This is a genomic window from Alteromonas sp. BMJM2 (assembly GCF_027257845.1).
Classification (GTDB): Bacteria; Pseudomonadota; Gammaproteobacteria; order Enterobacterales; family Alteromonadaceae; genus Alteromonas.
Genome location: NZ_JAPVOT010000001.1, coordinates 362,497 through 388,113 on the forward strand (window position 1 = coordinate 362,497; position 25,617 = coordinate 388,113).

21 protein-coding genes, 1 tRNA gene and 1 riboswitch are annotated in these 25,617 nt (G+C 44.3%); of the genes, 16 read left to right on the forward strand and 6 right to left on the reverse strand.

Annotation, left to right across the window (positions count from 1 at the left end; all coding sequences use genetic code 11):
- Nucleotides 1-57: 57 nt before the first annotated feature.
- From O9X84_RS01595 to O9X84_RS01635, 9 genes are all read left to right on the forward strand, one after another.
- On the forward strand, nucleotides 58-483 hold the full coding sequence (locus O9X84_RS01595; RefSeq protein ID WP_269517752.1) for an acyl-CoA thioesterase: 426 nt from the start codon (nucleotides 58-60) through the stop codon (nucleotides 481-483).
- Between the two features lie 206 nt (nucleotides 484-689).
- Nucleotides 690-794, forward strand: a riboswitch (TPP riboswitch).
- Nucleotides 795-850: 56 nt separating this feature from the next.
- The gene (locus tag O9X84_RS01600; RefSeq protein WP_269517754.1) at nucleotides 851-2,947 is read left to right on the forward strand and encodes a TonB-dependent receptor; all 2,097 of its coding nucleotides are present in this window, start codon (nucleotides 851-853) and stop codon (nucleotides 2,945-2,947) included.
- Between the two features lie 12 nt (nucleotides 2,948-2,959).
- Nucleotides 2,960-3,223, forward strand: a complete 264-nt coding sequence (locus O9X84_RS01605; RefSeq protein ID WP_269517756.1) for a hypothetical protein — start codon at nucleotides 2,960-2,962, stop codon at nucleotides 3,221-3,223.
- Complete coding sequence (gene pnuC / locus O9X84_RS01610; protein WP_269517757.1) at nucleotides 3,223-3,861, forward strand: nicotinamide riboside transporter PnuC; 639 nt, start codon at nucleotides 3,223-3,225, stop codon at nucleotides 3,859-3,861. The genes O9X84_RS01605 and pnuC overlap by 1 nt, the downstream gene beginning before the upstream one ends.
- Complete coding sequence (locus O9X84_RS01615) at nucleotides 3,827-4,762, forward strand: phosphotransferase (RefSeq protein WP_269517758.1); 936 nt, start codon at nucleotides 3,827-3,829, stop codon at nucleotides 4,760-4,762. The genes pnuC and O9X84_RS01615 overlap by 35 nt, the downstream gene beginning before the upstream one ends.
- A gap of 81 nt (nucleotides 4,763-4,843) precedes the next feature.
- Nucleotides 4,844-4,920, forward strand: a tRNA-Trp gene (locus tag O9X84_RS01620).
- Nucleotides 4,921-5,158: 238 nt separating this feature from the next.
- Nucleotides 5,159-5,755, forward strand: coding sequence for an alanine acetyltransferase (locus O9X84_RS01625; RefSeq protein ID WP_269517759.1), 597 nt, complete (start codon nucleotides 5,159-5,161; stop codon nucleotides 5,753-5,755).
- A gap of 6 nt (nucleotides 5,756-5,761) precedes the next feature.
- Nucleotides 5,762-6,223: a ribosomal protein S18-alanine N-acetyltransferase gene (gene rimI, locus O9X84_RS01630; protein ID WP_269517760.1), complete on the forward strand. Its 462-nt coding sequence runs from the start codon at nucleotides 5,762-5,764 to the stop codon at nucleotides 6,221-6,223.
- A gap of 282 nt (nucleotides 6,224-6,505) precedes the next feature.
- Entirely contained in the window at nucleotides 6,506-7,426 is a 921-nt protein-coding gene (locus O9X84_RS01635) for a DMT family transporter (protein WP_269517761.1), read from the forward strand.
- A 65-nt stretch (nucleotides 7,427-7,491) separates the two neighbouring features.
- On the opposite strand, the gene O9X84_RS01640 is transcribed toward O9X84_RS01635, so the two are convergent.
- Both O9X84_RS01640 and O9X84_RS01645 read right to left on the reverse strand, forming a co-directional pair.
- Complete coding sequence (locus tag O9X84_RS01640) at nucleotides 7,492-9,243, reverse strand: GGDEF domain-containing protein (RefSeq protein WP_269517762.1); 1,752 nt, start codon at nucleotides 9,241-9,243, stop codon at nucleotides 7,492-7,494.
- Between the two features lie 378 nt (nucleotides 9,244-9,621).
- A complete protein-coding gene (locus O9X84_RS01645; protein ID WP_269517763.1) occupies nucleotides 9,622-12,606 on the reverse strand; it encodes a TonB-dependent receptor plug domain-containing protein in 2,985 nt (994 codons plus the stop codon).
- A gap of 385 nt (nucleotides 12,607-12,991) precedes the next feature.
- On the opposite strand from O9X84_RS01645, the gene prfC reads away from it, so the two are divergent.
- The 4 genes from prfC (at nucleotide 12,992) to O9X84_RS01665 (ending at nucleotide 17,668) form a co-directional block, all read left to right on the forward strand.
- On the forward strand, nucleotides 12,992-14,581 hold the full coding sequence (gene prfC, locus O9X84_RS01650) for a peptide chain release factor 3 (RefSeq protein ID WP_269517764.1): 1,590 nt from the start codon (nucleotides 12,992-12,994) through the stop codon (nucleotides 14,579-14,581).
- A gap of 9 nt (nucleotides 14,582-14,590) precedes the next feature.
- The gene (argS, locus tag O9X84_RS01655; protein WP_269517765.1) at nucleotides 14,591-16,321 is read left to right on the forward strand and encodes an arginine--tRNA ligase; all 1,731 of its coding nucleotides are present in this window, start codon (nucleotides 14,591-14,593) and stop codon (nucleotides 16,319-16,321) included.
- Nucleotides 16,322-16,571: 250 nt separating this feature from the next.
- A complete protein-coding gene (locus O9X84_RS01660; RefSeq protein WP_269517766.1) occupies nucleotides 16,572-17,144 on the forward strand; it encodes an NADPH-dependent FMN reductase in 573 nt (190 codons plus the stop codon).
- Nucleotides 17,145-17,446: 302 nt separating this feature from the next.
- Nucleotides 17,447-17,668: a hypothetical protein gene (locus O9X84_RS01665; RefSeq protein WP_269517767.1), complete on the forward strand. Its 222-nt coding sequence runs from the start codon at nucleotides 17,447-17,449 to the stop codon at nucleotides 17,666-17,668.
- Nucleotides 17,669-18,099: 431 nt separating this feature from the next.
- Here the strand turns inward: O9X84_RS01665 and O9X84_RS01670 are convergent, their stop codons facing one another.
- A complete protein-coding gene (locus tag O9X84_RS01670; RefSeq protein WP_269517768.1) occupies nucleotides 18,100-19,341 on the reverse strand; it encodes a DUF2891 domain-containing protein in 1,242 nt (413 codons plus the stop codon).
- A gap of 72 nt (nucleotides 19,342-19,413) precedes the next feature.
- On the reverse strand, nucleotides 19,414-20,460 hold the full coding sequence (locus O9X84_RS01675; protein ID WP_269517769.1) for a PLP-dependent cysteine synthase family protein: 1,047 nt from the start codon (nucleotides 20,458-20,460) through the stop codon (nucleotides 19,414-19,416).
- Nucleotides 20,461-20,837: 377 nt separating this feature from the next.
- Here O9X84_RS01675 and O9X84_RS01680 point away from each other — a divergent pair, with 377 nt between their 5' ends.
- From O9X84_RS01680 to O9X84_RS01690, 3 genes are all read left to right on the forward strand, one after another.
- Complete coding sequence (locus tag O9X84_RS01680; RefSeq protein ID WP_269517770.1) at nucleotides 20,838-22,052, forward strand: endonuclease/exonuclease/phosphatase family protein; 1,215 nt, start codon at nucleotides 20,838-20,840, stop codon at nucleotides 22,050-22,052.
- Nucleotides 22,053-22,176: 124 nt separating this feature from the next.
- Entirely contained in the window at nucleotides 22,177-22,587 is a 411-nt protein-coding gene (locus O9X84_RS01685) for a hypothetical protein (protein ID WP_269517772.1), read from the forward strand.
- Between the two features lie 104 nt (nucleotides 22,588-22,691).
- A complete protein-coding gene (locus O9X84_RS01690; RefSeq protein WP_269517774.1) occupies nucleotides 22,692-23,120 on the forward strand; it encodes a DUF2177 family protein in 429 nt (142 codons plus the stop codon).
- On the opposite strand, the gene O9X84_RS01695 is transcribed toward O9X84_RS01690, so the two are convergent.
- Nucleotides 23,109-24,326 (reverse strand): fatty acid desaturase family protein, encoded by a 1,218-nt coding sequence (locus O9X84_RS01695; protein WP_269517776.1) that lies wholly within the window; start codon nucleotides 24,324-24,326, stop codon nucleotides 23,109-23,111. The two genes, O9X84_RS01690 and O9X84_RS01695, sit on opposite strands and share 12 nt — an antisense overlap.
- Nucleotides 24,323-25,396 (reverse strand): flavin reductase family protein, encoded by a 1,074-nt coding sequence (locus O9X84_RS01700; RefSeq protein WP_442864488.1) that lies wholly within the window; start codon nucleotides 25,394-25,396, stop codon nucleotides 24,323-24,325. Before O9X84_RS01700 ends, O9X84_RS01695 begins: the two co-directional genes overlap by 4 nt.
- Nucleotides 25,397-25,617 lie beyond the last annotated feature (221 nt).

The following is a 25,617-nucleotide window of genomic DNA, read 5'->3' on the forward strand; positions in this document are numbered from 1 at the left end:
GAGTTTTTTTCTGTATAATTGAACGCATATAGTAGCGATTTATATTAAGGAATTCGAATGCGCTTTCTTTCTCGGCGTTTAGTGATGCCAAACGACCTCAATTACGCCAACTCATTGTTCGGCGGTAGAGCATTAGAATGGATAGATGAAGAGGCCGCCATATGGGCTATTTGTCAATTAGAAACCAATTGTTTGGTCACCAAGCATATAGGCGAAATTAGTTTTGAATCACCGGCGTTACAGGGCGATATCGTTGAGTTTGGTCTTGAGACCAAGGCAGTAGGGCGCACGTCTATTACGGTGAGCTGCTTAGTGCGTAATAAAGCCACTAAAAAGACGATTTGTTTTGCAGACGATATTGTTTTCGTTAAGGTGGACCCAGAGACGAGACAGCCGGCTTCTCACGGAAAGACATTAGAAGGGTTAATTGCGCAAACTGATGATGAAGTGCGCAAGCTCAATCTTAATATAGAGAATAACTAAATCGAGTTCACTGCGTCACGCTAAATTTGTAACGGCCTAGATTTGTAATAACCTAGATTAACTATGAACTTAGCTTAACGAGCGCCGCGCTTGACGGCATGTTTCTAAATGGTAGACTCCACGGCGTTCGCACAGTTAATATTTCAATTTAATGATTCACAGATGAAGTCAATTGCCTGTTATATGTAATGCAATAGTGTTACGCGAATTATACCAAGGGGTGTCCGTTTTTCGGTCTGAGATCCACACTAGTGGGAACCCTTAAACCTGATCCGGATAATACCGGCGTAGGAATGGTTTACAACATAGCCTGATCACCTGCCGCTAAACCCGGATCTTTTTTCTTATTAAGAGAACAAGAGATCCCATGTACAAACAACTTTTCACACTTTCTCTACTGGCAACCTCAATAAGTGCGATAGCACAAACTGGAGCCTCTGATAACGCTCAAAAAGGCACTGACACCATTGACGATATTGAAAAAGTAGTGGTGACGGGCAATTTTCGTCAAACTACCCTAGCTCAGCTTAGCGCCAGTGCGACCATACTGAATCAAGAGCGCTTGCGCAGCAGGCAGCCCTCTCATGTTGACAGTATTCTCAATAGTATTCCCAACGTCAATTTTGCGGCTGGTGCCTCTCGCGGCCGCTTTATACAAATTCGTGGTATTGGTGAGCGCAGCCAGTTTGCTGAGCCGATTAATCCGTCTGTCAGTTTTATCGTTGACGAGTTTGATTTTTCTGGTCTAGCTGCGTCGGGCATTATTTTCGACACGAAGCAGCTTGAAGTTTATCGCGGTCCACAGGCAACGCTATATGGCACTGGAGCACTAGCCGGAGCCGTCAAATTATCAAGCAATGAAACGGGCAGCGAGGCGCCTGACTATGTTGAAGCGCGAATTGGCAATAAAGACAGCTATCGCGTTGAGGCTGCTACCGGTGATGACATCAACTCCGATTGGGGGTATCGCGTGGCGCTGGTTCACAATCGAAGCGATGGTTTTGTCGAGAATACGTTTTTAAATAGAGACAATACGAATAACATCGATGAGACTGCGCTGAGGGTAGCTGTTGAGGGGAAGCTTGACGATAAAACCGCATTGGCATTGGCTTACCGATGGTATGATATTGATAACGGCTACGACGCATTCTCTTTAGACAATGATAACAGAACGCTGTCTGATGAGCCGGGTTTTGACGAGCACCAAACCCACGCAGTAAGTGCCCGCTCAACCACCACCACTGGTGCGGGTGACTTCATCGTAATCGCGACCCACGCTTCTCATAACATCGCCTATGGCTATGACGAAGATTGGACGTTCACAGGGTTCCACCCTTTCGGTTATACGTCCTTTGACGCTTACTATCGTGATGTAGAAACACAGACAGGGGAAGTACGCTTTGTGTCTTCAGACGATGCTGCGCTGTTTAATGGCATGACAGATTGGACGGTAGGGGCTTTCTACAAACAAACTGAGGAAAACCTGCTACGCCAATATACGTATTTAGACGGTGATTATGCGAGTGAATTTACTCCTACAACAACTGCGCTTTATTTAGAAACAGAAACCCGCTTAAGAGACGACTTAACGCTTGTAGCCGGTATTCGCGCAGAAAACTATGATTTTGATTTTGCGGATAACCGTGGCCTGACCCGCGAAAACGATACCAATATGCTGGGCGGCAAAGTGGCACTGCAGTACACCTTGGGCAACCACTTTTACTATGCCAGTATTTCGCGTGGCTACAAAGGGCCTGGCTTTAACCCTGATAACCGAGTTAACGACGACCAGCGTTTCTTCGATGAAGAATACAACGTCAATTACGAGCTAGGATTTAAAGGGCCGCTGTTAACCCCAGACTTAACAGCCCGCGCTGCTGTTTTCTACATGGATAGAACAGACACTCAAGTGAGTGACTTTGATGTGATTACTCGTGAAGACGGCACGGCCGGGTTTATCGATATTATTGATAATGCAGATCTTGGTACCAACAAGGGGGCTGAGCTAGAGTTGTCATGGTTGGTTTCTGATGTATGGCAGCTGAGTGCTAGTGCAGGTTATCTGTCAGCTACATTTGAAGGTTATACGTTAGCCGATGGCACTCAAGTTAATGAACAGCGTCAGGCTCAGGCACCGAAGTGGACAGGTAATCTATACAGTGAATATGCGTTAACCGACAATGTAACGTGGCGAGTAGACGTCGATTATAAAGACGAATATCGCTTTTCAGACGGACATGAGGTGACGGCTCCATCCACCACGTTGGTGAACTCAGAGCTGGTAGTAAACCACGGCAACTGGCAAACCTCTGTGTGGATTCAAAATGCGTTCGACAGAGAGTATTACACACGGGGCTTTGGCGGCTTTAGCAATGATCCAAGAGATGAATATGCGTTTGAAGAACCGTATTATCAGCTGGGTAACGGTCGTCAATTTGGCGTAACTGCTAAGTATGAGTTTTAAGGGGGTATGAATATGCAAGTGATGGTTGAATTGTCGTTATATCCGTTGGTCAATGAGTATATTCCTCCTATACAAGATTTTATTGATAGGCTTAATAGCTATACTGAGTTAAGCATTAACACCTGTTCCACCAGTACTCAGGTCACTGGCGATTATACAAAGGTGATGGAGATTTTAGGAAAAGAGATGCAACGGACACACGAGGAAGTAGGGCAGGCAATCTTCGTCGCCAAATTTCTCAACTTCGATGCAATGCAGTCAAGAAAGTCGTCGTAGTGGACGGCTTTCTTTCTGATTTTGTTGCCCAAATAGCAGCCACCTCTCTATTAGAATGGGTGGCCGTTGTGCTCGCACTAGGGTATGTGTTGCTCGCTGCAAAGCAAAACAGCTGGTGCTGGGCGTGTGCGTTTGTGAGCACTGCTATTTACACCTGGTTATTCTGGCAAGTCACGCTTCCCTTTCAAGCTGCCTTGAACCTGTTTTACATGGCAATGGCCGGCTATGGATACTATCAATGGTCGAAGGGCAGCACAGCAGACGGGCAGGTTAAGCCTGTGCGTTCATGGGCCCTGTGGGTTCATTGTCTAATCGTGCCTGCTATGCTGCTGCTTGCGTGGGCGTTAGCTCAAGTTGCGGGCTCACAGTTTATTAGCGATTACTTACTTTTAGATGCCAGTATTAATTTACTCAGTGTTGTTACTACCTTTATGGTTGCCCACAAAATCTTACAAAATTGGGTGTATTGGTTTTTTATCAATCTTGCGTCGGCCTATTTATATCTTCAGGTAGGGTATGCGTTATCTGCATGTCTTTTCCTAGGGTATGTGGGATTTTCTATATTTGGTTACTATCAATGGTTCTCCCAATGGAAAGCGCAAGATGACAGACAATCAACTGCTACAGCTGTTACATAAGCCTCTGGGGCTGTCTGCTAAGGCAAGTTTGTATCGCTGTCCTGCAGGGGCGGTTAACCATGTGTATCACTTGCTAGATGCCAACCTTAGCGCGGCGGTAAAATGGCTTGGTGACGATAACTTTAGTGGCGTAAAACGACGTGAGCAATTTGTGCTGCAGCAATCCTTATCGCGTTTAGGCGCTGCGCCAGAACCCATTTGGTTGAGTGCTGACGAAACAATTTGGGTAGAGCAGTGGATTGATTGTGACGCCAATCAGATAAAACAGGACAACAATGCTCAAGAGAGCTCTGTGCAGAAAAACGATAAGCAGGCAAATAGTCAACCAGAGGCGTTAACACCTCAGCAGATGGCGCAGGTGTTAGCACAGCTTCACGCATTACCTGTTAGCGGTCACCCTCTGAATCTGTATGAACGTTGGCAGCATTATCTTGAAGTGGCCAACATAACATCGACAAGTGCATTATTCGATAAAGTGTGTGAGCTGAAACACCACGTTATCAACAGCGAACGAACCTTCAGTGACGGTTCTGATGCCGAAAACAGACACAATGACAATGTTACCGAGAGCGACATCGTTATTTGCCACAATGATTTATTGAGGGCTCATGTATTAAAAGCCACAGCCATACCCCCTTTACTGATTGATTGGGAATACGCAGCTATTGGCAATCGTTATTTCGATTTAGCGTCATGTTGTTTAATCAATGGGTTCACAGAAGCAGAAAGCGCTCAGTTAGTTAACACCTACGCCGATGAAATGAATATTTGCCCACAAAGAGCATTGTCACAGTATAAGTTGTTCACTGACATCGTGGATGTAACCAACGCGTTATGGCGCGCAGCAATGGATGCGACAGCGAATAATGAGACACTTTTGAATGAAAATTCAACGCATTGAGTGTAAATTAAGCATGAGAGCAGGGCAGCTAACAAAAAGTCTTTACCTTTTAATTGTCATACGTATAATGCACAGCGCGCTAGGGGTGTAGTTCGAATTGGTAGAACAGCGGTCTCCAAAACCGATGGTTGGGGGTTCGAGTCCCTCCACCCCTGCCACTTTCCCCTCTGAGTTTTTCTGGTTGCACTTTTGCAAACATCCGTAAAGCCTCGAACCTTAATGTAATTTTCCTTTATTCCTTGTTATTTAGTTCCCCATTTTTAATGTTTTCCAATTGTGCAGAGTCTGTGGAATACGATTAGTCATTCAATATCTCACGTCATTGCAGTACACTACGGATACGTTATTACTACGCTATTTCTGCTTTAAGCATTAATCTAATTTGCCGGTATTATTATGCTCATTACGCCTTATCAACACGCTGTTTTGCAAGAGATGGGTATTCCCGTTTGGATATCTAAAAAGGCATATTTTGCCGCACAAAATAGTAAAGAAGGCAATGGGGCTAATAAGAATACGGGCAGTGAGAATACGGCTAAATTGCTTTCTAGAGAAAATGCGCCAGCTCCAGTATCAAGCAAGCCCATTTCACAGCAAGAAAAGCAGTCGCGACTTGATCAGCTAAGAGCTCATGTTGGTGGAGCGACTGCTCATAAAGAAAGCCCACCCATTAAAGAAAGCTCAGCCGCTAAGGAAAGCTCAGCCACCAATAAGTCACAACCCACTCAAAGCGATACCAATTCTCAGTCTCAGCCACTGGGTATACCGCTAAGTGCTAGTCAGAAAGTAGCAAGCGCAGCATGGCTTTCCGATCTCACTTTAGCCTGCGTGCAGCTAGGCCTCTCTTCGAGCCAGGTAAATGTATTCATTGGAACCACACTCAGTATTCATGATGACGCTATAGTTTTACCTGCACCGCCAACGCAACTGAGTACGCAGCAAAAACGTGATCTATGGCAGGCGTTAATATCAACTAGCCAAAATAGCGAGTAAGCACGAGTGCCAAACTTGACGATTGTAAACTCGCATACGCCATTAGGTTCTCTTAACGAGGCCCATCGTATTCACGAATCTGTGCAGGTAGAGCCATGGTCTTTCGCTACTTTTGAAGATTGCCTTACAGCACCTTATTACGGCGTATTCGCTTACCTTAACGAAGAAGTTGTGGGGTTCGCCATTGTGCTTGAAGTGCTGTCAGAAGCCACGTTAATGGATATTGCCGTAGACAAAAAAGCAAGAGGTAAAGGGCTTGGTAAAGCGCTGCTTACCTTTGTACTAGAGCAATCTAAACGTCGCAGCATGGATGAGGTGTGGCTTGACGTGAGGGAAAGTAATGAAGTTGCTATTTCCCTTTATAAACAGCAGGGATTTTCCTATATAGATACAAGGAATAATTACTATCCCACAGAAACAGGCAGAGAGAATGCCTTAGTTATGAAGTGGAGTAATGCTGAGCCGTAGAGTTTGTCATTTTTATAGTGATTAATTTACGCTGCATGCAATTTCCATAGCATCTCATTACAATCGCATTCGATAGCAAATATGCTCGATTATGATGATGAAGCCCGAAGGTATCTTAGTCTATTAAGCTGTAACTAAAAGTTGACCATTTGGTCATATTTCGTTTTGCATTTTTCCACGCTTCATTTCAATTAGGCTGGTTTTACCTTATAGTCCCGCTCTTTATAGATAAGCCTCAGTGCGCAGCAACAGCGCAAATGTAGCCAATTGGATCTAATAACCATGCAACACACTTCCACAATAGATAAAACCCAGTCTAAAGGCATTAAAATGCTTTTAGTTGCCGTGCTGTGCTTGGGGTTTAACTGGCCTGGAATGAAAGTAGGGCTTGAGATAGTTTCCCCGCTGTGGATGGTGAGTTTACGATTTTTACTCAGCTTACCGGTATTAGCGCTTTTTGTGGTGTTAACCAAGAAGCGGTTACCTATGCTCAATCGAAAAGACAGGTCCGTCATTCTTGTTGTCGCTTTTTTTCAATTTATTTTATCTATGGGCCTAATTACTGTCTGTCTCCAGTTTATTCCTGCAGGAACGGCGAGTATTCTCATTTACACCACGCCGCTTTGGATGTTGCTAATTGACACCTTATGGTACAAGCAGCGAGCAGCTTCAAAGCGACTCATACTTACCGGTATATCCACTATTGGCTGCGCAATGATTTTGTTTGCATCTGGTGAGCCGGGCGCACGCCTGCCGTTGTTGGGAATGTTAGTCGCCTCTGCGCTTTGGGCTGTAGCAATCCGCAGAGTGTCATTTCACAAGTGGCAAGGTAGCGTAATCGAGGCAGTATTTTGGCAGTTCGCCATCGCAGGAATTGCTATGGTGGGATTAGCCTTGGCTTTTGAACCTATTCCAGACTTTGCACTTTACACATGGTCAGATTGGCTTCTATTAACCTACATTGGTCCTGTGGCAACAGGATTGGGGTTTGGGTTAATGGTGGCTGCTGGGCCAAAGCTTCCTCCTGAAAAAATTGTGCTTATTTCAACGCTGACTCCAATAGTGGGCTATGTAAGTTCAGTGATTATTTTACAGGAAAATTTATTGCCAATGGTGGTCGCTGGCGCAGTGTTAATGATTGCTGCACTGATAGTGAATGGGTTGTCACCACACACGTTGAAAAAAGTGTTCCGGCTGCCGTAAGCGCTTATTACTTCTTAAATAGAGTGTGTCTTTGCATGCTCTGATAGAAATGAAGAGGGGCTGCTTTACTCCCCTTTTTTGGCACGAACTATACAATTTCGACCTTTGTTTTTCGCAATGTAAAGGGCTTTATCTGCCCGTCTAAATGCGTCGACCACATCAGTTTGGCCTGTACACATCGTATAGCCAATACTGGCGCCCACTGTTCTATCCTCTAATTCTGAAAGGGAAAGCCCGTTGATGTCATCGTGTACGTTGTTGAGCATGTTATAAAATGTATTGTCATCCATATCTCGCGCAATAATGGCAAACTCTTCTCCCCCAAAACGGCCCGCTAACATGTTATCGCCATTAAGCGCGTCTAGTGTGTTAGCAACCTTTTTCAATACAATATCGCCCACGTTATGACCAAAGCTGTCGTTAATGGTTTTAAAATGATCAAGGTCGATAAGCGCTACCGCAATATTGCGGTCGCCGCCTACTAGGCTTTCAAAACTTGCGTCGACAAATAAGTCGACACTTCTTCTGTTAGGTAGGTTGGTAAGCGCATCTTTAGATGCTAACTCAGCAAGCATTCTGTTTGACTGCTCGAGTTCTAAGGTTCTCTCTTTTACTAATGACTCTAAGATTGACGTTTGTTCGCTTTTCATTCGTGCCACCTCCTTTTCTGCATCTCTTTCTTTTTGAAGTCGCTTTATCAAGTAATTGGAAGTTATTACTATCATGAACATGCAGGTCAGTAAGATCCCAGCCATGAAGGTTGCAACAGGGTCCCAGGTAGAGAGTGTATTATTGAGAACGATAAGTACTAAGAATATAGAACTCAAAGTGATAGGTAACATCGCGAATGCAAAACGCTTTGCTATGTCCGATCCCCGCTTATGTTCCACTATAATGACTAAAACAGAAATGAGTAAATAGGGAAAAAACAGCAATACTGGTAGTTGTAACGCTAAATCTAATCCTAAGGTTTGCCATACAGCGATACCAATAAGCGGAAGTAAATAGCAAAACCACTTGATAAATTTTTCACCGTAAATCTGTCGGCCTGGTCTTTTCAATACCGTTACTATCACCCCGAAGGCAGAAAGTAGCAGTGCGTAAATACTGACTGCGTAGCTGATGTCATTAAGTTCAGGGGTTTGAGGCCACAGTATTTCAAACGCGTAACCGAACACTCTGAAAAACCAAAAGGTGGTTGCTAAGATAAAAACCGCGAAGCTCAAAAACGCAATTTTGCGCGTGGCAAAAAAGACCAAAAATGATAAGGCAGTCAATATGGCCATGGCACCAAAAAAGGCCATGTCTCGCTGTAGCGTATCGACATAGTCATTAATCACTTTCTCTGGTGTGGCAAGAGAGAAGTTGTAGCGAAGAATTTCACCCCGCATATGGCCGGTAAACGTCACGCTGTCATTGGCGGGTAATATAGATGGGAAGTGGTAATTCGGTAGGTTAATCTCTCTTGTAGAAAAGGTGAGTGCATCACCTGTGTTCCATACCCGTCTGCCGTCCGATACCTGTAGGTGTTTAATAGCAGGAAACGTAATATTGAACCATACCGGTGTAGGTCTACTACTATTACTTTTTACTTCTATTTTAAAGTGCAGATATTGAGTAGGCTTCCTGTCTAAACCACTAGGCTCATTAACCCAATTTTCACGGCCGGTTAATACAGAGGTGTTAGATATGGCGAACTGTGCATGCTCAGTGAGTGCTAACTCTTCATTCGTATCAATGAAAAGTACATTACTGTTTACTGAAAAAACAAACACGCTGTAGAGCATGAATATAAGAAACAGTTTCAACCTCACCATCGAAAACATCCTTTTAATATAATTTTCTACTATGTCTTTTTAGCACAAGAATGGATACTAATCTTAACACTTTCAAATTAATACATGACGTTGCATGTAAATTGACCATGCCAATGCGTTAATGTTTTACCCTAATTTCCCATATTCGTTCATAGGAATAAACGGTTTTAGTGTCAATAAGGTTTGGTGGCGGCGAGTAGAAGCAAGAAGAGACAAGATTTCAACCTCGCCCCCCCCAAAAAAATTAGCCAATATCGGAAAGCTGCAGGCTGACGTCCAAGATAGTAAAGGCAAAAATAATAAAGGCAAAAAAAAGCCCGAGAATATCTCGGGCTTTGACTACATGTTTATGTTTTAAACTTATGTTCTAAACGTGTTTTAGAACTTACCTCTTAAACCAGCAAAGAAGTTTGTGCTTGTATCATACACTGTAGGGTAAGTATTACCGTTACCTAGCGCTGGACCAGCACCTGAGTAAACAGGAGGCTGTTCGCCAAGTAAGTTAAGTGCACCAAGCGTTAACTCGAAGTTATCTGACATGTAATACGTTGCCGAGATATCTAAGTAGTTAATAGAGTTGAAACCGGTTTCTAGATTATCGTTTTCATCATCGTTATCAGTTGCACCAAAGTGTCTCCACGTTGCTGTAATATCGATATCTAACTCGGTGTTCCACGTTGCCATAAATCTATGACGGTACTCTGGGTTTGGCGCACCACACGCGTTACCAAAGAAGCCCGCACACTCAACGGCATCACCACCAGGGAACGGCACTGTATCTAACGCGTCAAGCAATGTTGCTGCGTAGTCTAGTTTGATGTTGCCAAGCTCAGTATCAAAGTTATAGCCAACTTGTAAATCCACACCCGATGTTTCAAGGGTTGCAATATTCAAGTTGGTTTGCTGGAAACCAACACCAAATGTACCTGCTGCAAGTGAACCTGCAGCTGAACGTGTGATCAGACTACAGAATGTTGGATCACCTGAATCTAGACAGTTATCAAAGATAGTCTGTGCTGGGATACCGGCAGAGATAGCGTCATCAACTTTAATATCGAAGTAATCGATACTGATTGAAAGGCCTTCGATGCTTTCAGGAGTAATTACAGCACCAAATGTTACAGTGTCAGCAGTTTCTGGCGATAGGTTAGGGTTACCACCTGTTAGAGACTGTGTTTGACCTGAGATTACGTCAAGGATGCCGCCATACTGAGCCGCAGTTACACCTGTGCGCGCACAGGTTTCTAGCGACGCAATTGGGTTGCTACCCGCACACGGATCGTATAACTGCTCACCACTTGCATCAGTACCTTTAGGACTTAGGTTTGGAAGACCTGTGTTTTGACCTGTAAACAAATCAATTACGTTAGGCGCACGTACCGCTCGTTGGAACTGTGCACGTAGTTTAACGTCTTCAACCGGTGTCCACGCTAACTGATAGCCATATGCATTGGTGTCAAAGCTATTACTTGTACCGTTGCCGTTAGCGTCGTAATCAGAGAAGCGATATTGCGCGCTTAGCACTAATTGTTCAGCAAAAGGTGCGTCTGAAAGTAAAGGTACTTGAGTTTCTAAGAAGAACTCACGAACTTCAATAGAACCTTCAACGGCAAGAGTTGCACCGCCTACACCTGTAAAACCACCGCCTTGAACTTGGCTGATTTCATCAGGTGAAGAGGCTAGCGTATCTTTACGATACTCAATACCCATCAAAAGGCCAATGCCATCGTCAGCGGTTGGTAACTGAATACCGTAATCGCCTAGGTTAGCTTGAATATCTGCGCCAAATACTTTCTGTGATGTTTCACCGTTAACAATACCAATACCTTGAATAAAATCGAGTTGGTCTTGTGTAACTTGGCTCTCACCGCCTGGGCGTTGGAAAATGTTGTAAGGTACACAACCGCCAGACTGGTCAGTACACACTACGTTACCGTCGGCATCTGTAGTAGCAAGTAATGCTTGCTGTAGGTTAGCTACAACAAAATCGTTTGTAGATGCACTTTGGTCACGAGTTTCTGAAACTTGACCAAATAAATTCCACGCCCATGTATCGTCGATGAAGCCTTTTAAACCACCTACAAAACGCCATGTGCTATTTTCAAGGCGAGAATCACGAGGGCCACCTTCCACGTTACGGTGAGAAGCGGTTACGCCGCTAACAATGGCATTGCTGGCGATATCATCAGCAGAACAGCCAAAGATTTCAGTAAACGCAATTCCGTCATTACCCTGAATTAGTGGGTTACCACAGTTTATGTCATAAGCACCAATACCAAATGATGCACTCGGTGCAATCTGGGCATTACTGGTGTTATTGATAAACGAGAAATCAGCGTAAGCTTCAAGGTTCTCAGTTAAATCGTAATCGCCTTTCGCGTAGAAGTGATAACGCTCTGAAGGACGTTGGAAGAAGTTTTGCGCGCCAAAGTTGAAGGTTTGTGCAGGACCGCCAGCATAAGGAATAATGTTGCCGTTTTCTTCTTGGAATGCAAAACCACCTGGGCCGCCAAATAAACGGAAGTTAGCAGAACCCACACAGCCTAAACCTTCAAAGCTAGACGCGCCGCTGCTTTGACCAAGGGTACACGCAGAGAATACGCGGTCTGCTTGAACAATTTCATTTCTGTCTTCATAAGAAGCATAAATGGTTACGTTACCTTTGCCATCGCCTGTTGAGGCGCCGAACATGGTATAAATAAGTGTTTCGTCGCCGTCCATAGTTGAACCAGGGATAGGCTGGTTTGCCGCGTTTAATACGCCTTCGTAAAGGCCATTGTCGTTGTCTGTATAATTGGAGCTAAACTGACCACCAAACTCTACGCCTTCAAAATCGTCGCGAAGAATAAAGTTAGCAACACCACCAACAGCGTCTGAGCCGTATACCGCCGATGCACCACCGGTTAGGATGTCTACACGCTCAAGCATTTGGGTAGGTACTAAATCGACGTTGGCCGCCGCTGTGCCAGATGAACCGTATGGCAGACGTTTACCGTCGATAAGCACCAAGGTTCTGTTGGCACCAAGACCACGTAGGTTAAGCGTTGCCGTACCTGTTGCGCCGTTTGATACTTCAGAGGCCTGACCTGCGAACACCTGAGGAAGTACGTTTACGAAGTCTTCTACACGTAAGTTACCACGAGCAGCAGCTTCAGCACCTGATACACTCAGTACTGGTGTAGCAGCTGCAATATTTGGGTTGGAAAGTAGACGAGAACCTGTAACTTCAATTTTTTCGACTTTTTCGTCTTCACTGTCTGCATCTTCTTGTGCATACACATTGCCGGATAAAGCTATGGAAGCCGCAGCTCCGAAAGCGCAAGCTAGTCTGACTGACTTAGCCAGCTTGTGGTTTGTAAACATTGTAGTCTCCCTAGACTGTGTATTGTCTTAGAACTTTTGATTTTTTTATGTGTGCGTTTTTTTTGCGCACATCTAATGTATACACAAAGCTGTCATATAATCAACTGAGCTATGTAATATTTACAAAATATATGTTTAAAATTGAACTCTTTATGATTCAGGTTAATAAAGGCTTTTACTGCTAAGCGTGTAAATATTTCTTGAAATAAGGCTCTACTGTTACCGACGGTAAGATGCTAAAATCACCAGCAATTAATACACCACCCGAATTTTGTTTTTCCAATGCATTCGCAAAATGGAAATTCAATGCATTGTGGTTCAAATGTCGGAGTCGAGTTGACTAATCAGCACGACATCCAAAAGCACAGAAAAAAGATTATTATCAATGTCAGATCTAAAGCTTCTTGAAGAAATAGGAAAGCGACGCACGTTTGCGATCATCTCCCACCCTGATGCGGGTAAAACCACCATTACTGAAAAAGTGTTGTTGTTCGGTCGTGCTCTTCAAACCGCTGGTACGGTTAAAGGGAAAAAGTCGGGCCAGCATGCAAAATCAGATTGGATGGAAATGGAAAAAGAACGTGGTATTTCCGTGACGACCTCGGTTATGCAATTTCCTTACAACGACCATTTAGTGAACCTTCTCGATACCCCAGGGCACGAAGATTTCTCTGAAGATACCTATCGTACACTTACCGCTGTTGACTCCTGCTTAATGGTTATTGATGCCGCAAAAGGGGTAGAAGATAGAACCCGCAAGTTGATGGAAGTTACTCGTCTGCGCGACACGCCCATTATTACCTTTATGAACAAGCTCGACCGTGACATTCGCGACCCGTTAGAACTTCTCGATGAAGTTGAAACCGAGCTAGATATTCTGTGCGCTCCTATTACATGGCCTATTGGCAGCGGAAAGCGATTTAAAGGTACTTATCATCTGTATCGCGACGAAACCGTGTTGTACCAAAGTGGTCAAGGTCACACCATTCAAGAAGTACGCACTATCAAAGGGCTGAATAACCCTGAGCTTGATGAGGCAGTAAGCAGCGAGTTAGCAGATATACTGCGCGATGAACTCGAATTAGTACGCGGTGCGTCAAATGACTTCGACAAAGAGCTGTTTTTAGAGGGGCAATTAACCCCAGTATTCTTTGGAACCGCATTAGGTAACTTTGGCGTTGACCACATGCTCGATGGCTTAGTTGAGTGGGCTCCAGAGCCTTTAGGTCGTGATACTGAAGCAGGCAAAGTTGACAGCAAAGACGCCAAGTTCAGCGGGTTTGTATTTAAAATACAAGCCAACATGGACCCGAAACACCGCGACCGAATTGCATTTTGCCGAATTGTGTCGGGTAAATACGAAAAAGGCATGAAAATGCGCAATAGCCGTTTAGGTAAAGACGTTCGTATTTCTGATGCGCTTACGTTTTTAGCTGGCGACCGCTCGTTACTTGAAGAGGCCTATGCTGGCGATATTATCGGCTTGCATAACCACGGTACTATTCGCATAGGTGATACTTTTACCTCCGGTGATAACTATCGATTCAGCGGTATCCCTAATTTCGCGCCAGAACTATTTAAACGCATTCGTCTAAAAGATCCCCTTAAACAAAAACAATTGTTAAAAGGCCTTATACAGCTTTCAGAAGAAGGTGCGGTTCAGGTGTTTCGTCCGCTCGCGAATAACGATCTTATTGTTGGCGCCGTTGGTGTGCTTCAGTTTGATGTGGTGGTTGCGCGTCTTAAAGCTGAGTACAACGTAGAAGCCTTGTATGAGCATATCAATGTAAGCACAGCGCGCTGGGTTTATTCTGATAACGAGAAAAAGCTAGACGAGTTTCGTCGAAAGGGTGAGCAAAATCTTGCGTTAGATGGCGGAGATAACCTCACTTACATTGCACCGACTATGGTGAACCTTCAGTTAGCGCAAGAGCGCTACCCAGACATTCAGTTTACGAACACGCGCGAAAATTAAGAACACATTATGAATATACATGCTCTATTAGTTAACCGATTCAGCGAAGCACTTCAAAAAATGGGCGTTGAAAACGCGCCTATTCCCGTTTCTCGCAGTGCTCGTCCAGAGTTTGGTGAGTATCAGTTTAACGGCGCTATGGCGCTGGCTAAGCAATTGCGCCAAAAGCCTCGCGACATTGCAGAGAAAATCGTCGAAATAGTAGAACTTGACGACGTATCTTCAAAACTAGAAGTAGCCGGCCCAGGCTTCATCAACATTCATTTGAGTGACGAATGGCTTGCTAGCCAGTGCGAAATTTCACTCGCTGACCCTCGCTTGGACATCGCTAAGTCGGATGAACAAAATATTGTTGTTGACTATTCTTCACCAAACTTAGCTAAAGAAATGCACGTGGGGCATTTGCGAACCACTATTATCGGTGACGCGGTAGTGAAAGTGCTTGAGTTTTTAGGGCATAAGGTCATTCGCCAAAACCACATGGGCGACTGGGGTACGCAGTTTGGGATGCTGTTGGCACACCTGTCTGACAAGCTTCAAGAAGAAGTGGCCGAAACCGCGCTGTCTGACCTAGAAGACTTCTATCGCGAAGCCAAAGTTCGTTTTGATGACGAAGAGGGGTTTGCCGATCGTGCTAGAGAGTACGTAGTGAAACTTCAAGGCGGAGACAAGCAGTGTTTAGCACTTTGGGAGAAGTTTATCGATGTATCGATTACTCACTCAGAAGAAGTGTACAAAAAGCTTAATGTCAGTCTAACTCGCAGCGATATTATGGGTGAGTCGGCGTACAACAGCGATCTGGCTAATGTCATTGCCGACCTTAAAGCAAAAGGGATTGCTGTTGAAGACCAAGGTGCTCAGGTGGTGTTTATTCCTGAACTTGCCGACAAAGAGGGTAATCCTGCTGTTTATATCGTTCAAAAGTCTGGCGGTGGATACCTTTATGCCACTACCGACCTTGCAGCAATGCGCTATCGCAGCGGTAAACTAAATGCCGACCGCACATTGATACTTACCGATGCCCGTCAGGCGTTGCACTTTAAGCAAACTGAAATTGTAGGCCGCAAAGCGGGCTTTATGCTTGAAACACAAACCTATGAGCACTGTCCGTTTGGCATGATGTTAGGCAGCGATGGCAAGCCTTTTAAAACGCGTACGGGTGGAACGGTTAAGTTGGTAGAGTTGTTAGACGAAGCTATTGAGCGTGCTGGTAAACTGATTGCTGAGCGTGACAACGATTTAAGCGAAGACGAACTGAATGAAGTTGCCTACAAGGTAGGTATTGGTGCGGTGAAGTATGCCGACCTATCTAAGAACCGTACCACTGACTATATGTTTAACTGGGACTCGATGTTGAGTTTTGAAGGCAACACAGCGCCTTATCTACAGTATGCTTATACTCGTGTGAAAAGTTTATTTAGAAAGGCTGGGGTAGACATGGCGTCTATGTCAGTTGATATCACACTCGTAGAAAAACAAGAGCATGCGCTAGCGGTACTTCTTTTACAATTTGAAGAAGTTATCAGTATGGTGTCTCGTGAGGCAACGCCGCATATTCTTTGTACTTATTTGTACGATGTTGCATCGGCCTTTATGACGTTCTACGAAGCGTGCCCAATGCTTAAAGACGGCATTGAGCCAACAACCCGCGACAGCCGGTTGGCATTGTCAGCTTTAGTTGCCAATACGCTGGAAAAAGGTTTAACTCTTCTCGGTATCGAAACACTAGAAAAAATGTAATCTACGTCATACATTGCACAGTATAAAGTAGCTATATGAGAAAGAGGCTGGCAGTAATGTCAGCCTTTTTCATTTCTGCAAGCCAAGTCACCAAGGCTTTGTCTTTATGGACTGAAGCTTACATCGAAGGGCGTGTACCGATCAGCTTATCTACATACAAGCTGATACTAAAAACAGCGTGACCATTACAAAAAAAACGACAAAACCTTAAAGACAAAACAATAACGACAAAACAACAATAGGAAAACCAATGACAAAAATACTCGCATTCGCTGGTAGTACTCGAGACGGTTCGTTTAATAATGCTATCGTAAAAGTCGCCGCTGAAGGGGCAAAAGAAGCAGGGGCCGATGTAACCGTTATCAACCTAGCTGATTATCAAATGCCAATATTCAATGAAGACGAAGAGGCTGAGTTTGGTATTCCAGAAAAAGCATTGGCGTTTAAAGCGCTATTAATGGAGCACGATGGTTTTCTCATTGCGTCGCCTGAATATAACTCCAGCTATCCTGCTTTGCTGAAAAACGCTATCGACTGGGCTTCTAGAATGAGTGAAGGTGAAAAGCCGCTTCAAGCATTTAAAGGAAAAGTTGCCGGTATTATGGCTGCATCTGCTGGTGGGTTAGGTGGCTTAAGAGTGCTGGTAGTGCTTAGAATGCTGTTAGAAAACATCGGCGTTATTGTTAGCCCAAATCAAAAGGCCATCGCGAAAGTAAACACCTTACTTGACGATTCTGGCAACGTAAGCGATGAAAAGACAATAAAGCAGCTTAAAAACTTAGGCAAAGAGACCGCTGAGCTTGCGCGTAAGCTTGCTGATTAATAGTTTACCTTATCAATATTACTAAACCAAATTCCAGTTTTTGACTTATGTTAAGCCACTGACGCAGCTAAAAAGCTGCGCTTTTTGTTCATCTGCTCTTATCTCAACTCTTTTCCGCTAAACCACCCTCGGCGCTTATCTTCACGCCCTTCGCACAATTAAATCTGTTTATTGGTTCTGTTATTCCATTGATATTATAGGCTTGGGTACAGTAGAAAGCTGGGAAAACTTGGGCATACTGAAGCTTAAGCTTAATTATTGAGCTTTTTTTGAAAATGGAAAAAATTAAAAAGGAATAAATAATGAAAGAATTGATTAGTTCAGAGATCGACGCTGTGTGTGGCGGAAATAGCGCAAGACGACTGGAAATTCAAAGAATGCGAGAAAGCCGTACTGGTGGGAGAAGCGACAACTCCCAGTTTAATTGCATAACTGCAAGTGTTGTAGGAGCCAGCCTGGGAATTTTTGGAGTTGCTGGTGCAATGGCTGGTGCTGGTTTTGGTGCTTATGTGTGTTCCCAGTAAAACCAAAAATTTGCGGGATGCAGCGATGTATCCCAGCTTTTCTAAAATTTGAGTTTAAAGGAACACTATGAAAAAGTTTTTGTTTAATAGCACCTTTGTTGTTCTCTCTTCATGCTGGGGCTGGTTCGATCAAAACCCTTGGCTTCTTTTTGCGCTATTAGTACTCATTAAAATTGAAATGGCTTTTAATACATCTGTTAGTGTTCGATTGAAAAATCAAAAGAGCAGTGTCTAGTTTATTTATTGCAAGACTTTACGCAGTGCTTTAGCGAAGTCAATTAGTAAGGCCAATTAGTGAGACCCGCTAATTGGCTGCCAATGTCGATGTTGTTGCAAACACTCATGAGATGTTTGGATTTATTCAATCACCAAATGAGTGACCACTTTGTCTATCATTTATATTTCATTACAGTAGCGTCAGGGCAATGCCTCTACTTTATCCCTCTCGACGTTTCCAGATAGCTTGCGAAACTGCCAAGCCAGTGGCTTCCCATATAGTGCATATCTTCAAGGACTGCGTTTAGTCCTGCATCGCGATGTGCTTCCATCACCTTTTGCAAAGCGCTCGCTCGCGGATCATTGGTGTCTAACGCATTTATCATACCCTCAATCATCCACGCTCTGCTGATATTTAAACCGTCTAAATGTGCTAATTTTCCATCAGATTTATCGGTTACCGTAGCGGGCTGCAACCAATTTCTGCTTGTGCTAGTGAGTGTAGGGAAGAAGTCAGTAAGCCATTCGCCATATTCTTTTTTAGATAAAACTCGGCGCATTAAATCCGCTTCTGCCAAGCAGGGTGAAAGAAAGTCTTGCCCTGATGGCTCATAGCTTATTGGGCAGGTGGTGTCATCTTCGTAGTAATCTTTTATTCTAGATGTAAGCAGGGCTTCAAAAGACTCATTGTTTGCAATACGACTCCAATCTAGCATTAAGCCAAAGGCAAAGGCAGTTTGACTGTGTTCACCTGTGCGTATGGGGTAGGCGAGCTTGGGTAACCAGCTCTCTATTCGCTTGACAATAATAGCTTCTAGCGGCTTTAATCGCGACAGCCAAACGGCAGCTTCAGGCAACGACGATTGGCGCAGCTCAGCAGTTAGCTGTAAGAACCATGCAAGGCCGTAGGGGCGTTCGAATGCGCTGTTATTTGGCCGTTGTATTGTTGCTATTTCACCGTCGATATTTTGCTGGCTAAAACTTTTATTCAAACTGGCAATAATCGTGTCTTTGGAGATGTTATCGCCTACGGTATTGAGCATGCGAACCAATAACCAATGGCCGTGTACGGAAGAGTGCCAATCGAGACAGCCATAAAATGCAGGGTAAAGGGCTTTTGGTGTCTTTGCATCGGCATTGCTACTCATCGTGTGTTTAATAATATTGGGGTATTCTTGGTGAATACATTGAAGGGCGAGGTCTGAAAATACCTTTTCATAGCCACTATCTTGTTTGATATCACTATTACTTGAGTCGTATGCTTCACCAGTACTACTTTTTGCGTTGTCGCTGACGTGTGCAGCAGCCGTTGTATCGCTAGTTTTCAAACCAGTCGCAAGGCCCTTAGCGTTCTCACTAGCGCTAGTGTTCAAAGAAGCACTCGCGCTGACTGTAGCACTGGCGAAAAATGAAATAGCAGTTAGAGAGCAGAGTATGGCGTTTTTGACCTTTCGCATACAGATTCCTTTTTAGTAAACGTGAATTTACCTTCTTAGAGATAAACGTATAAGAGATAAACCTATAAGAGATTAACCCACTTCTAGGGCGTTTAATATCTCTTCATAGTCACATGTATTGCCTATTTCTCTGTCAATCCACTCGCGATTATAATAGGTATCTAGATAGCGCTCTCCGCTGTCACACATAAGCGTAACAATAGAGCCTTGCTCACCTTTTTTTAACATAGATTGAGCAACTGTCAGCGCACCCCACAAATTTGTTCCCGTGGACGGGCCCGCTTTTATACCCATAGCGTCATTTAACCAATGCATGGTGGCCACGCTTGCTGCATCAGGAACTTGAATCATATCGTCGATAACATCGCCCTGAAATGAAGCCTCTACTTTGGGTCTGCCAATGCCTTCTATTCTACTGCCTCTATTGGCCGTTAATGAGGAGTTTCGTTGTTTATAGCTGTCATAAAACACGGAGAACTCAGGGTCTACCACCACCAATTTAGATGCCATACCTTTAAAGCGAATGTAACGCCCTATGGTGGCAGAAGTGCCGCCCGTACCCGCACTCATCACTATGGTATGGGGCAGAGGGTGAGGTTCGGCCTCCATTTGGTGAAAAATACTCTCAGCAATATTGTTATTGCCTCGCCAATCTGTGGCGCGCTCTGCAAACATGAACTGATCCATAAAGTAACCGTTACTCTGCTTAGCAACACGAATTGCCTCATCGTGCATTTGTGTTGGACAGTCGACAAAATGACAGCGACCTCCAAATTGCTCAATAAGCGCAATTTTTTTTAGGGCAGTAGAGCGCGGCATGATTGCGATAAATGGAACGCCAATCATACGCGCAAAGTAGGCTTCAGATACCGCGGTGCTTCCAGAAGATGCTTCCACAACGGTAGTGTGTTGATTTATTTTGCCGTTACACAACGCATATAAAAATAGTGAGCGGGCGAGGCGATGCTTTAAACTGCCGGTAGGATGGGTACTTTCATCTTTTAAGTAAATATCGATACCGTTAAGTTTGAGTGCATCGAGTTTGATAAGGTGCGTATCCGCTGAGCGCTGATAGTCCGCATTTATTTTTTTTATCGCTTGGGAAACCCAATCTGCCATTACAATCCCTTAAAACATGTCGCCAGAAGAAAATATGACTGTAGAATAGCAGTGAGTTTTCAGTTTTTCTGTGCGTTTTTTTCTATATTTAATAAATTAATTGCAACTCAATACCAAAAATTAGTAATTAAAAGGTTTGTGATTCTATTTGACGTTTTTGAAGCGAAGTGTTCGGCAGTGCTGCGTGCATAAATTGTTTGGGCTTCATAAAAAACTTGGTATCTTGTGCTAAAACACTAGGTCACTAGGTCACTAGGTCACTAGATCTTAGGTCACTAGATCTTAGGTCAGGTCGTTTCACCCTAAATCATCATGCTCAAGGACAACGTGTCTTAGATATTCACGCCTTAGGTAAATTATAAATTAGGAAAAATACTATGAGAGCTCTGCTACTCATTTTTTTGTTTACGCTGTCGCCATATTGTCTTTCTACTGAGACACTGAAAGTCGCTACCTTCAATGTCAGTATGGAGGCGGGAAACTACCCTGAGGCTTTAACAAAAACGAAAAATTCACAAGGGGCAACGCAAAAGTCCGCACCGAGTATTGACGTGCTTCAACGAGTGCTCAGTACGGGAGAGCACCCGCAAGTTAAAAATGTAGCTGAAATTATTCAGCGCGTTAATCCAGACGTACTGCTATTGAATGAGTTCGATTATATTGCGGATAAGACCAAAGGTGTCGACGCCTTTATTCGCCACTACCTCAATGTTTCTCAAAATGGCCAGCAGGCTGTTGACTACCCCTATACGTATATTGCACCGGTCAATACGGGGCTCGCCACGCCATTCGACTTAGACAATAACGGTCGGGCTGAGCAGCTTGGAGGAGATGCTTACGGTTTTGGCTTATATCCAGGCCAATACGGTATGGCACTGTTGTCGAAATATCCCATCGACATCGATAATATCCGCACGTTTCAACGGTTCAAATGGCACCACATGCCTCATCCCCAGCAGCCATACATACCAAACCCCCAGCAAAAAGAGACTGAGTGGACGCCTTGGTATGATGCTACAGAGTGGCAGGCGCTGCGTCTAAGCTCAAAGTCTCACTGGGATGTGCCCGTGCTGGTTAATGGCGAAAGTATTCATATACTCGCGATGCACCCAACACCGCCCTCTTTTGATGGGGAAGAGGACAGAAACGGCAAGCGCAATCATGATGAGATTCGTTTAATGGCAGATTACTTATCGCCAGATAAAGGAAGCTATATTTATGATGACAACGGCAAAAAGGTGAGTTTGCAACACAATACGCGCTTTGTACTTGCTGGTGATTTTAATGCTGCCGACATCGGTGATAAGTACCGTAAGGGTGTTATTGAGCAACTAACGGAAAACCCGTTAGTTAATAATACTGTTTTGCCAATAAGTCGCGGTGGCGCAGAGTCGTTTAACGTCTCTTACAGTAACCGCTATACGGCAAGTTGGGGCGCTAGGGCTGATTATGTGCTACCCTCTGCACAGTTCAACATCACTGACGCTGGCGTTTTCTGGCCGACAAAAAACAGCGAGCTTTATCGTTTGGTGGATGGAAGAGAAGCAAGCTCTGATCATCGCCTGGTTTGGGTTACGTTAGCACTTAAGTAAGCCATCAAAGCGCAGTAACCGCAAGCCACGTAACTTACGTTTAATAACGTCTAATAGCGCTTATGTTCACACTAGCGGCATAGAGGCCATTCATAAAAAACAGAATAAGAGCAGAGAATTCTATATGCGTCTACTAGCGTTTATTTTTACCCTAACTCTCGCCGCCTGCGGTGCGCAGCCTAATGAAGACTTCATAGATATAGAAGCATTACAGAATTTAGAGCAAGGCGTCGATCACGACCTTCCCCTTATTGCGCAAGCATATTCGATAAAAAGCAGTGAGCTCTGTGAAAAAGAGGGCGGTACGTGGAAGCAAAATGATAGCAAGCAATCTGCTATTTGTGTGTTGCCCGCGAGTGATGCCGGAAATGTGTGCTCTGATAGCTCTCAATGCACAGTGGCATGTTCGGCAAAGATTGACAATGTCACTGCTGGAACGAAGGTTGAAGGCATGTGCTTAGAATCTACCAATCTCTTCAACTGCCCAATTTATGTGTCAAATGGCGTCGCCGAACAAAGTATGTGCGCGAACTAGCTAGGGCGATGCTCGCCACAAATTGGCTCCTAACGAGCTTTCACCTAACGGACTTAAACCTAACGAGCTTATACCTAACAATTTATAAAACAGGGACATGTTAGATGCTTCAAAATATTCAACACTTTGCAAAATCAATAGCGGCTTCTCTTTTCGCTATTCTCATCTGTTTTGGCGTGCTCGATTTCCTATGGCTAGGCATTATTGCCGATAGCTGGTATCAAACCGAAATGGCGCCGTTGCTACGCTCGCAATTTATTACGTGGCCGTGGCTAGTATTTTATCTTATGTACGGCTGTGTTGTATTTGTATTGGCAGTGGTAGCAAACCGCGATAAGTCACTATTGTACGCAGGCATCGACGGTGCATTACTTGGGCTTGCCAGCTATGGCGCTTACAACCTCACGGCGTACAGTATTATCGACGGGTTCACCCTGTTTATCATGCTGATAGATTGGGCATGGGGAACATTCCTAACCAGCGCTAGCGCTATGGCAGGCTGGTTAGGATTTCGCGCTGTTTTAAGGAAATGAATAGCGAACAATGCGTTTTAGCACGCTGGCATACTGCTTAAAAAATCCGCCCGTGTTGTAATGCATACCGTGCTCTTTGAAAATGGCTTGTACCTGCGGTGCCATTTCTTTGTAGCGGCGGGCAGGAATATCTGGAAACAGATGATGCTCTATCTGAAAGCTCAAGTGACCGGTAAGTACGTGAAATAACTTACCGCCTTTTATGTTGGACGAACCAAGCCCTTGTCGGTAGTACCATTGCCCTTGGGTTTCATCAACGCAGTCTTCAGCACTAAAGGTTTGCACATCACCCGTAAAATGCCCGCAGAAGATGATGGTAGACGTCCATAAATTCCTCAGCAAGTTAGCCACCAAGTTACCGGTGAAAACGTAAAGAAAGAATGGGCCGGCTAGCAAAGGAAATAATACGTAGTCTTTAACTAATTGACGGGCTCCTTTGCTAAAAAAGCGACGCTTTAACTCAGCATGTGACAGTTGGTTTTTGCGGTTGTCTTTTTTCTTACCAAAAAATACGCGCTCTGCCGCCATCTCATGATACGACACTCCCCATTGAAACATGACGCTCAACATTACGTAGGTAATAAACTGCCATAGGTTTTTTACTCGCCAGCGAAAGTCATTCGACAAACGCAGTAAGCCATAACCAAAGTCTCTGTCTTTGCCAATAATATTGGTATAGGTGTGGTGTTCGTAATTATGCACACGATTCCAGCTAGAGCCGTCACAAGCAATATCCCACTCATAGGCTTTGGAGTTGATGTGCTTATCGTTCATCCAGTCGTACTGACCGTGCATAACATTGTGACCAATTTCCATATTATCTAAAATTTTAGCCGTTGCTAAACTCAGCACACCTACTACCCACAGCAGAGGTTGTATAAACCCTAACATTAGCAGTATTCTGCCGGTCCATTCACACCCACGCTGGGCCAATATTACCCGTCTAATGTAGGCGGCATCTTCACTGCCAATTTTGCTTTTCACGTCGGTTTTAACGGCATCAAGCTGAGTAGCAAGTTTGGTATAGTCAGGTGTTTTTTTAGTGCCAACATCGATATCTTTTGATGAGCGTTGTGAAGTCTGTTCATTCGCATTTTTTCCACTATTTAAGCGGCTGCTTGAACCTTTTAATACTTGGCCCTCATTAACGATACTTTTATTAACCGTGCTTTTATTTACGGTGTTTGTACTAATTGTCGTAATCATGCTTGAAGCTCCAAATCGGTAACGGCTTGAGATACACAAAGTTGAATTAGCTGCTCTGCGTTATCTGATAGCGCGCCGGTTCGTGTATCTCGAACCACGCCACGTTTTTTTACGCACTGGCATTGGTGACAAATACCCATGCCGCATCCGTAGGTAACAGGTCGGTTAGCTTGCTGAAGTTGTGTTAATAGCGTTTGCTGGTTATCTACAGAAAGAGAGCTTCCGTTATGGCTTAAAGAGAAAAAGGCTTTTTCACCACTGGTTTGCGCAGTTGCCACGGGAAATGCGGCAAAATGTTCGCTATCTAATGACGCATCATTAGCAGGGGGAAGATTCGCATGTGTATTTGCCACCTCATCATAAAGAGACTGCGGGCCGCATACCATCCAGTGTGAATCAGTGTGGCTAGCCAAACGCTGTTCCACCCCGCCATCTTTTTGGCGACACAGTAATTCATAGGTGAAGTAAGTATTTAGGCGCTTATATTCAGCAAGCTCTTGTGTGAGTAGATGCTCATTCTCTTTAGCAAAATACAGTAAGTGAACAGGCCGACTTTGAAGATTATCGCTACTTGCACTGTTAAGACCTTCTAGCATAGCGATGAAAGGCGTAATGCCTGAGCCGCCAGCTATCATTACAATGGGTTTGATTTGCTCAGGTGCTGCTTGTTCTAATGAAGAGGTTTCAAGCTTATCTAAAAGCGCTGCCTTTGGCATAACAAAATTGCCCATGGGCGCAGAAATATTCACTGACACTTTTGATGCCGATTTTGATGCCGTTTTTGATAAGAGGGCGCTCAGATATGGCGTTAGCGCACCGTCTTTCTTAACCCGTATTACCAAACGAATATTGCCTTCATCCTGTCGGCTCTTTTGGCCGCTGGCGATGGTAAATACACGAGTGACTAACTTGCCGTTTACTTCTATGGTAAGCGCAATATGTTGACCAGCCGTGTGTTTTGGCCAGCGCTTTTGCGGTGAGAGAACAAGCTGAACGGTTGTGGCATTTAGGGTAGATACCGATTTTACACGGGCTTGATAATACCCGTCCCGCCATGATGGATTCACCATTTGAAAAACCGTTTCCCAATATCCCGCCCACGTAGCGTGGTGGAAGAAAACGGCTGCGGCCTTATTTATTAATGCTTTCACTGCGATGTTTACTCTTTGCTCTTGTATTGGCTTTTGTATTAGCTCTCTGGGGGCCTTCAAAAATAGGTACGGACAGCGTTTTTACTATCACCAAAGATATGTACAGCCTTTGGCTTACACTTGTACGCTCATTCAGCGCA

Bases quoted from the DNA above. Each gene is read 5' to 3' on its own strand.
- O9X84_RS01595 (WP_269517752.1), top strand. From the start codon at position 58: ATGCGCTTTCTTTCTCGGCGTTTAGTGATGCCAAACGACCTCAATTAC.
- O9X84_RS01600 (WP_269517754.1), top strand. From the start codon at position 851: ATGTACAAACAACTTTTCACACTTTCTCTACTGGCAACCTCAATAAGT.
- O9X84_RS01605 (WP_269517756.1), top strand. From the start codon at position 2,960: ATGCAAGTGATGGTTGAATTGTCGTTATATCCGTTGGTCAATGAGTAT.
- O9X84_RS01615 (WP_269517758.1), top strand. From the start codon at position 3,827: ATGACAGACAATCAACTGCTACAGCTGTTACATAAGCCTCTGGGGCTG.
- O9X84_RS01625 (WP_269517759.1), top strand. From the start codon at position 5,159: ATGCTCATTACGCCTTATCAACACGCTGTTTTGCAAGAGATGGGTATT.
- O9X84_RS01635 (WP_269517761.1), top strand. From the start codon at position 6,506: ATGCAACACACTTCCACAATAGATAAAACCCAGTCTAAAGGCATTAAA.
- O9X84_RS01640 (WP_269517762.1), bottom strand. From the start codon at position 9,243: ATGGTGAGGTTGAAACTGTTTCTTATATTCATGCTCTACAGCGTGTTT.
- O9X84_RS01645 (WP_269517763.1), bottom strand. From the start codon at position 12,606: ATGTTTACAAACCACAAGCTGGCTAAGTCAGTCAGACTAGCTTGCGCT.
- prfC (WP_269517764.1), top strand. From the start codon at position 12,992: ATGTCAGATCTAAAGCTTCTTGAAGAAATAGGAAAGCGACGCACGTTT.
- argS (WP_269517765.1), top strand. From the start codon at position 14,591: ATGAATATACATGCTCTATTAGTTAACCGATTCAGCGAAGCACTTCAA.
- O9X84_RS01660 (WP_269517766.1), top strand. From the start codon at position 16,572: ATGACAAAAATACTCGCATTCGCTGGTAGTACTCGAGACGGTTCGTTT.
- O9X84_RS01665 (WP_269517767.1), top strand. From the start codon at position 17,447: ATGAAAGAATTGATTAGTTCAGAGATCGACGCTGTGTGTGGCGGAAAT.
- O9X84_RS01670 (WP_269517768.1), bottom strand. From the start codon at position 19,341: ATGCGAAAGGTCAAAAACGCCATACTCTGCTCTCTAACTGCTATTTCA.
- O9X84_RS01675 (WP_269517769.1), bottom strand. From the start codon at position 20,460: ATGGCAGATTGGGTTTCCCAAGCGATAAAAAAAATAAATGCGGACTAT.
- O9X84_RS01680 (WP_269517770.1), top strand. From the start codon at position 20,838: ATGAGAGCTCTGCTACTCATTTTTTTGTTTACGCTGTCGCCATATTGT.
- O9X84_RS01685 (WP_269517772.1), top strand. From the start codon at position 22,177: ATGCGTCTACTAGCGTTTATTTTTACCCTAACTCTCGCCGCCTGCGGT.
- O9X84_RS01690 (WP_269517774.1), top strand. From the start codon at position 22,692: ATGCTTCAAAATATTCAACACTTTGCAAAATCAATAGCGGCTTCTCTT.
- O9X84_RS01695 (WP_269517776.1), bottom strand. From the start codon at position 24,326: ATGATTACGACAATTAGTACAAACACCGTAAATAAAAGCACGGTTAAT.
- O9X84_RS01700 (WP_442864488.1), bottom strand. From the start codon at position 25,396: ATGGTGAATCCATCATGGCGGGACGGGTATTATCAAGCCCGTGTAAAA.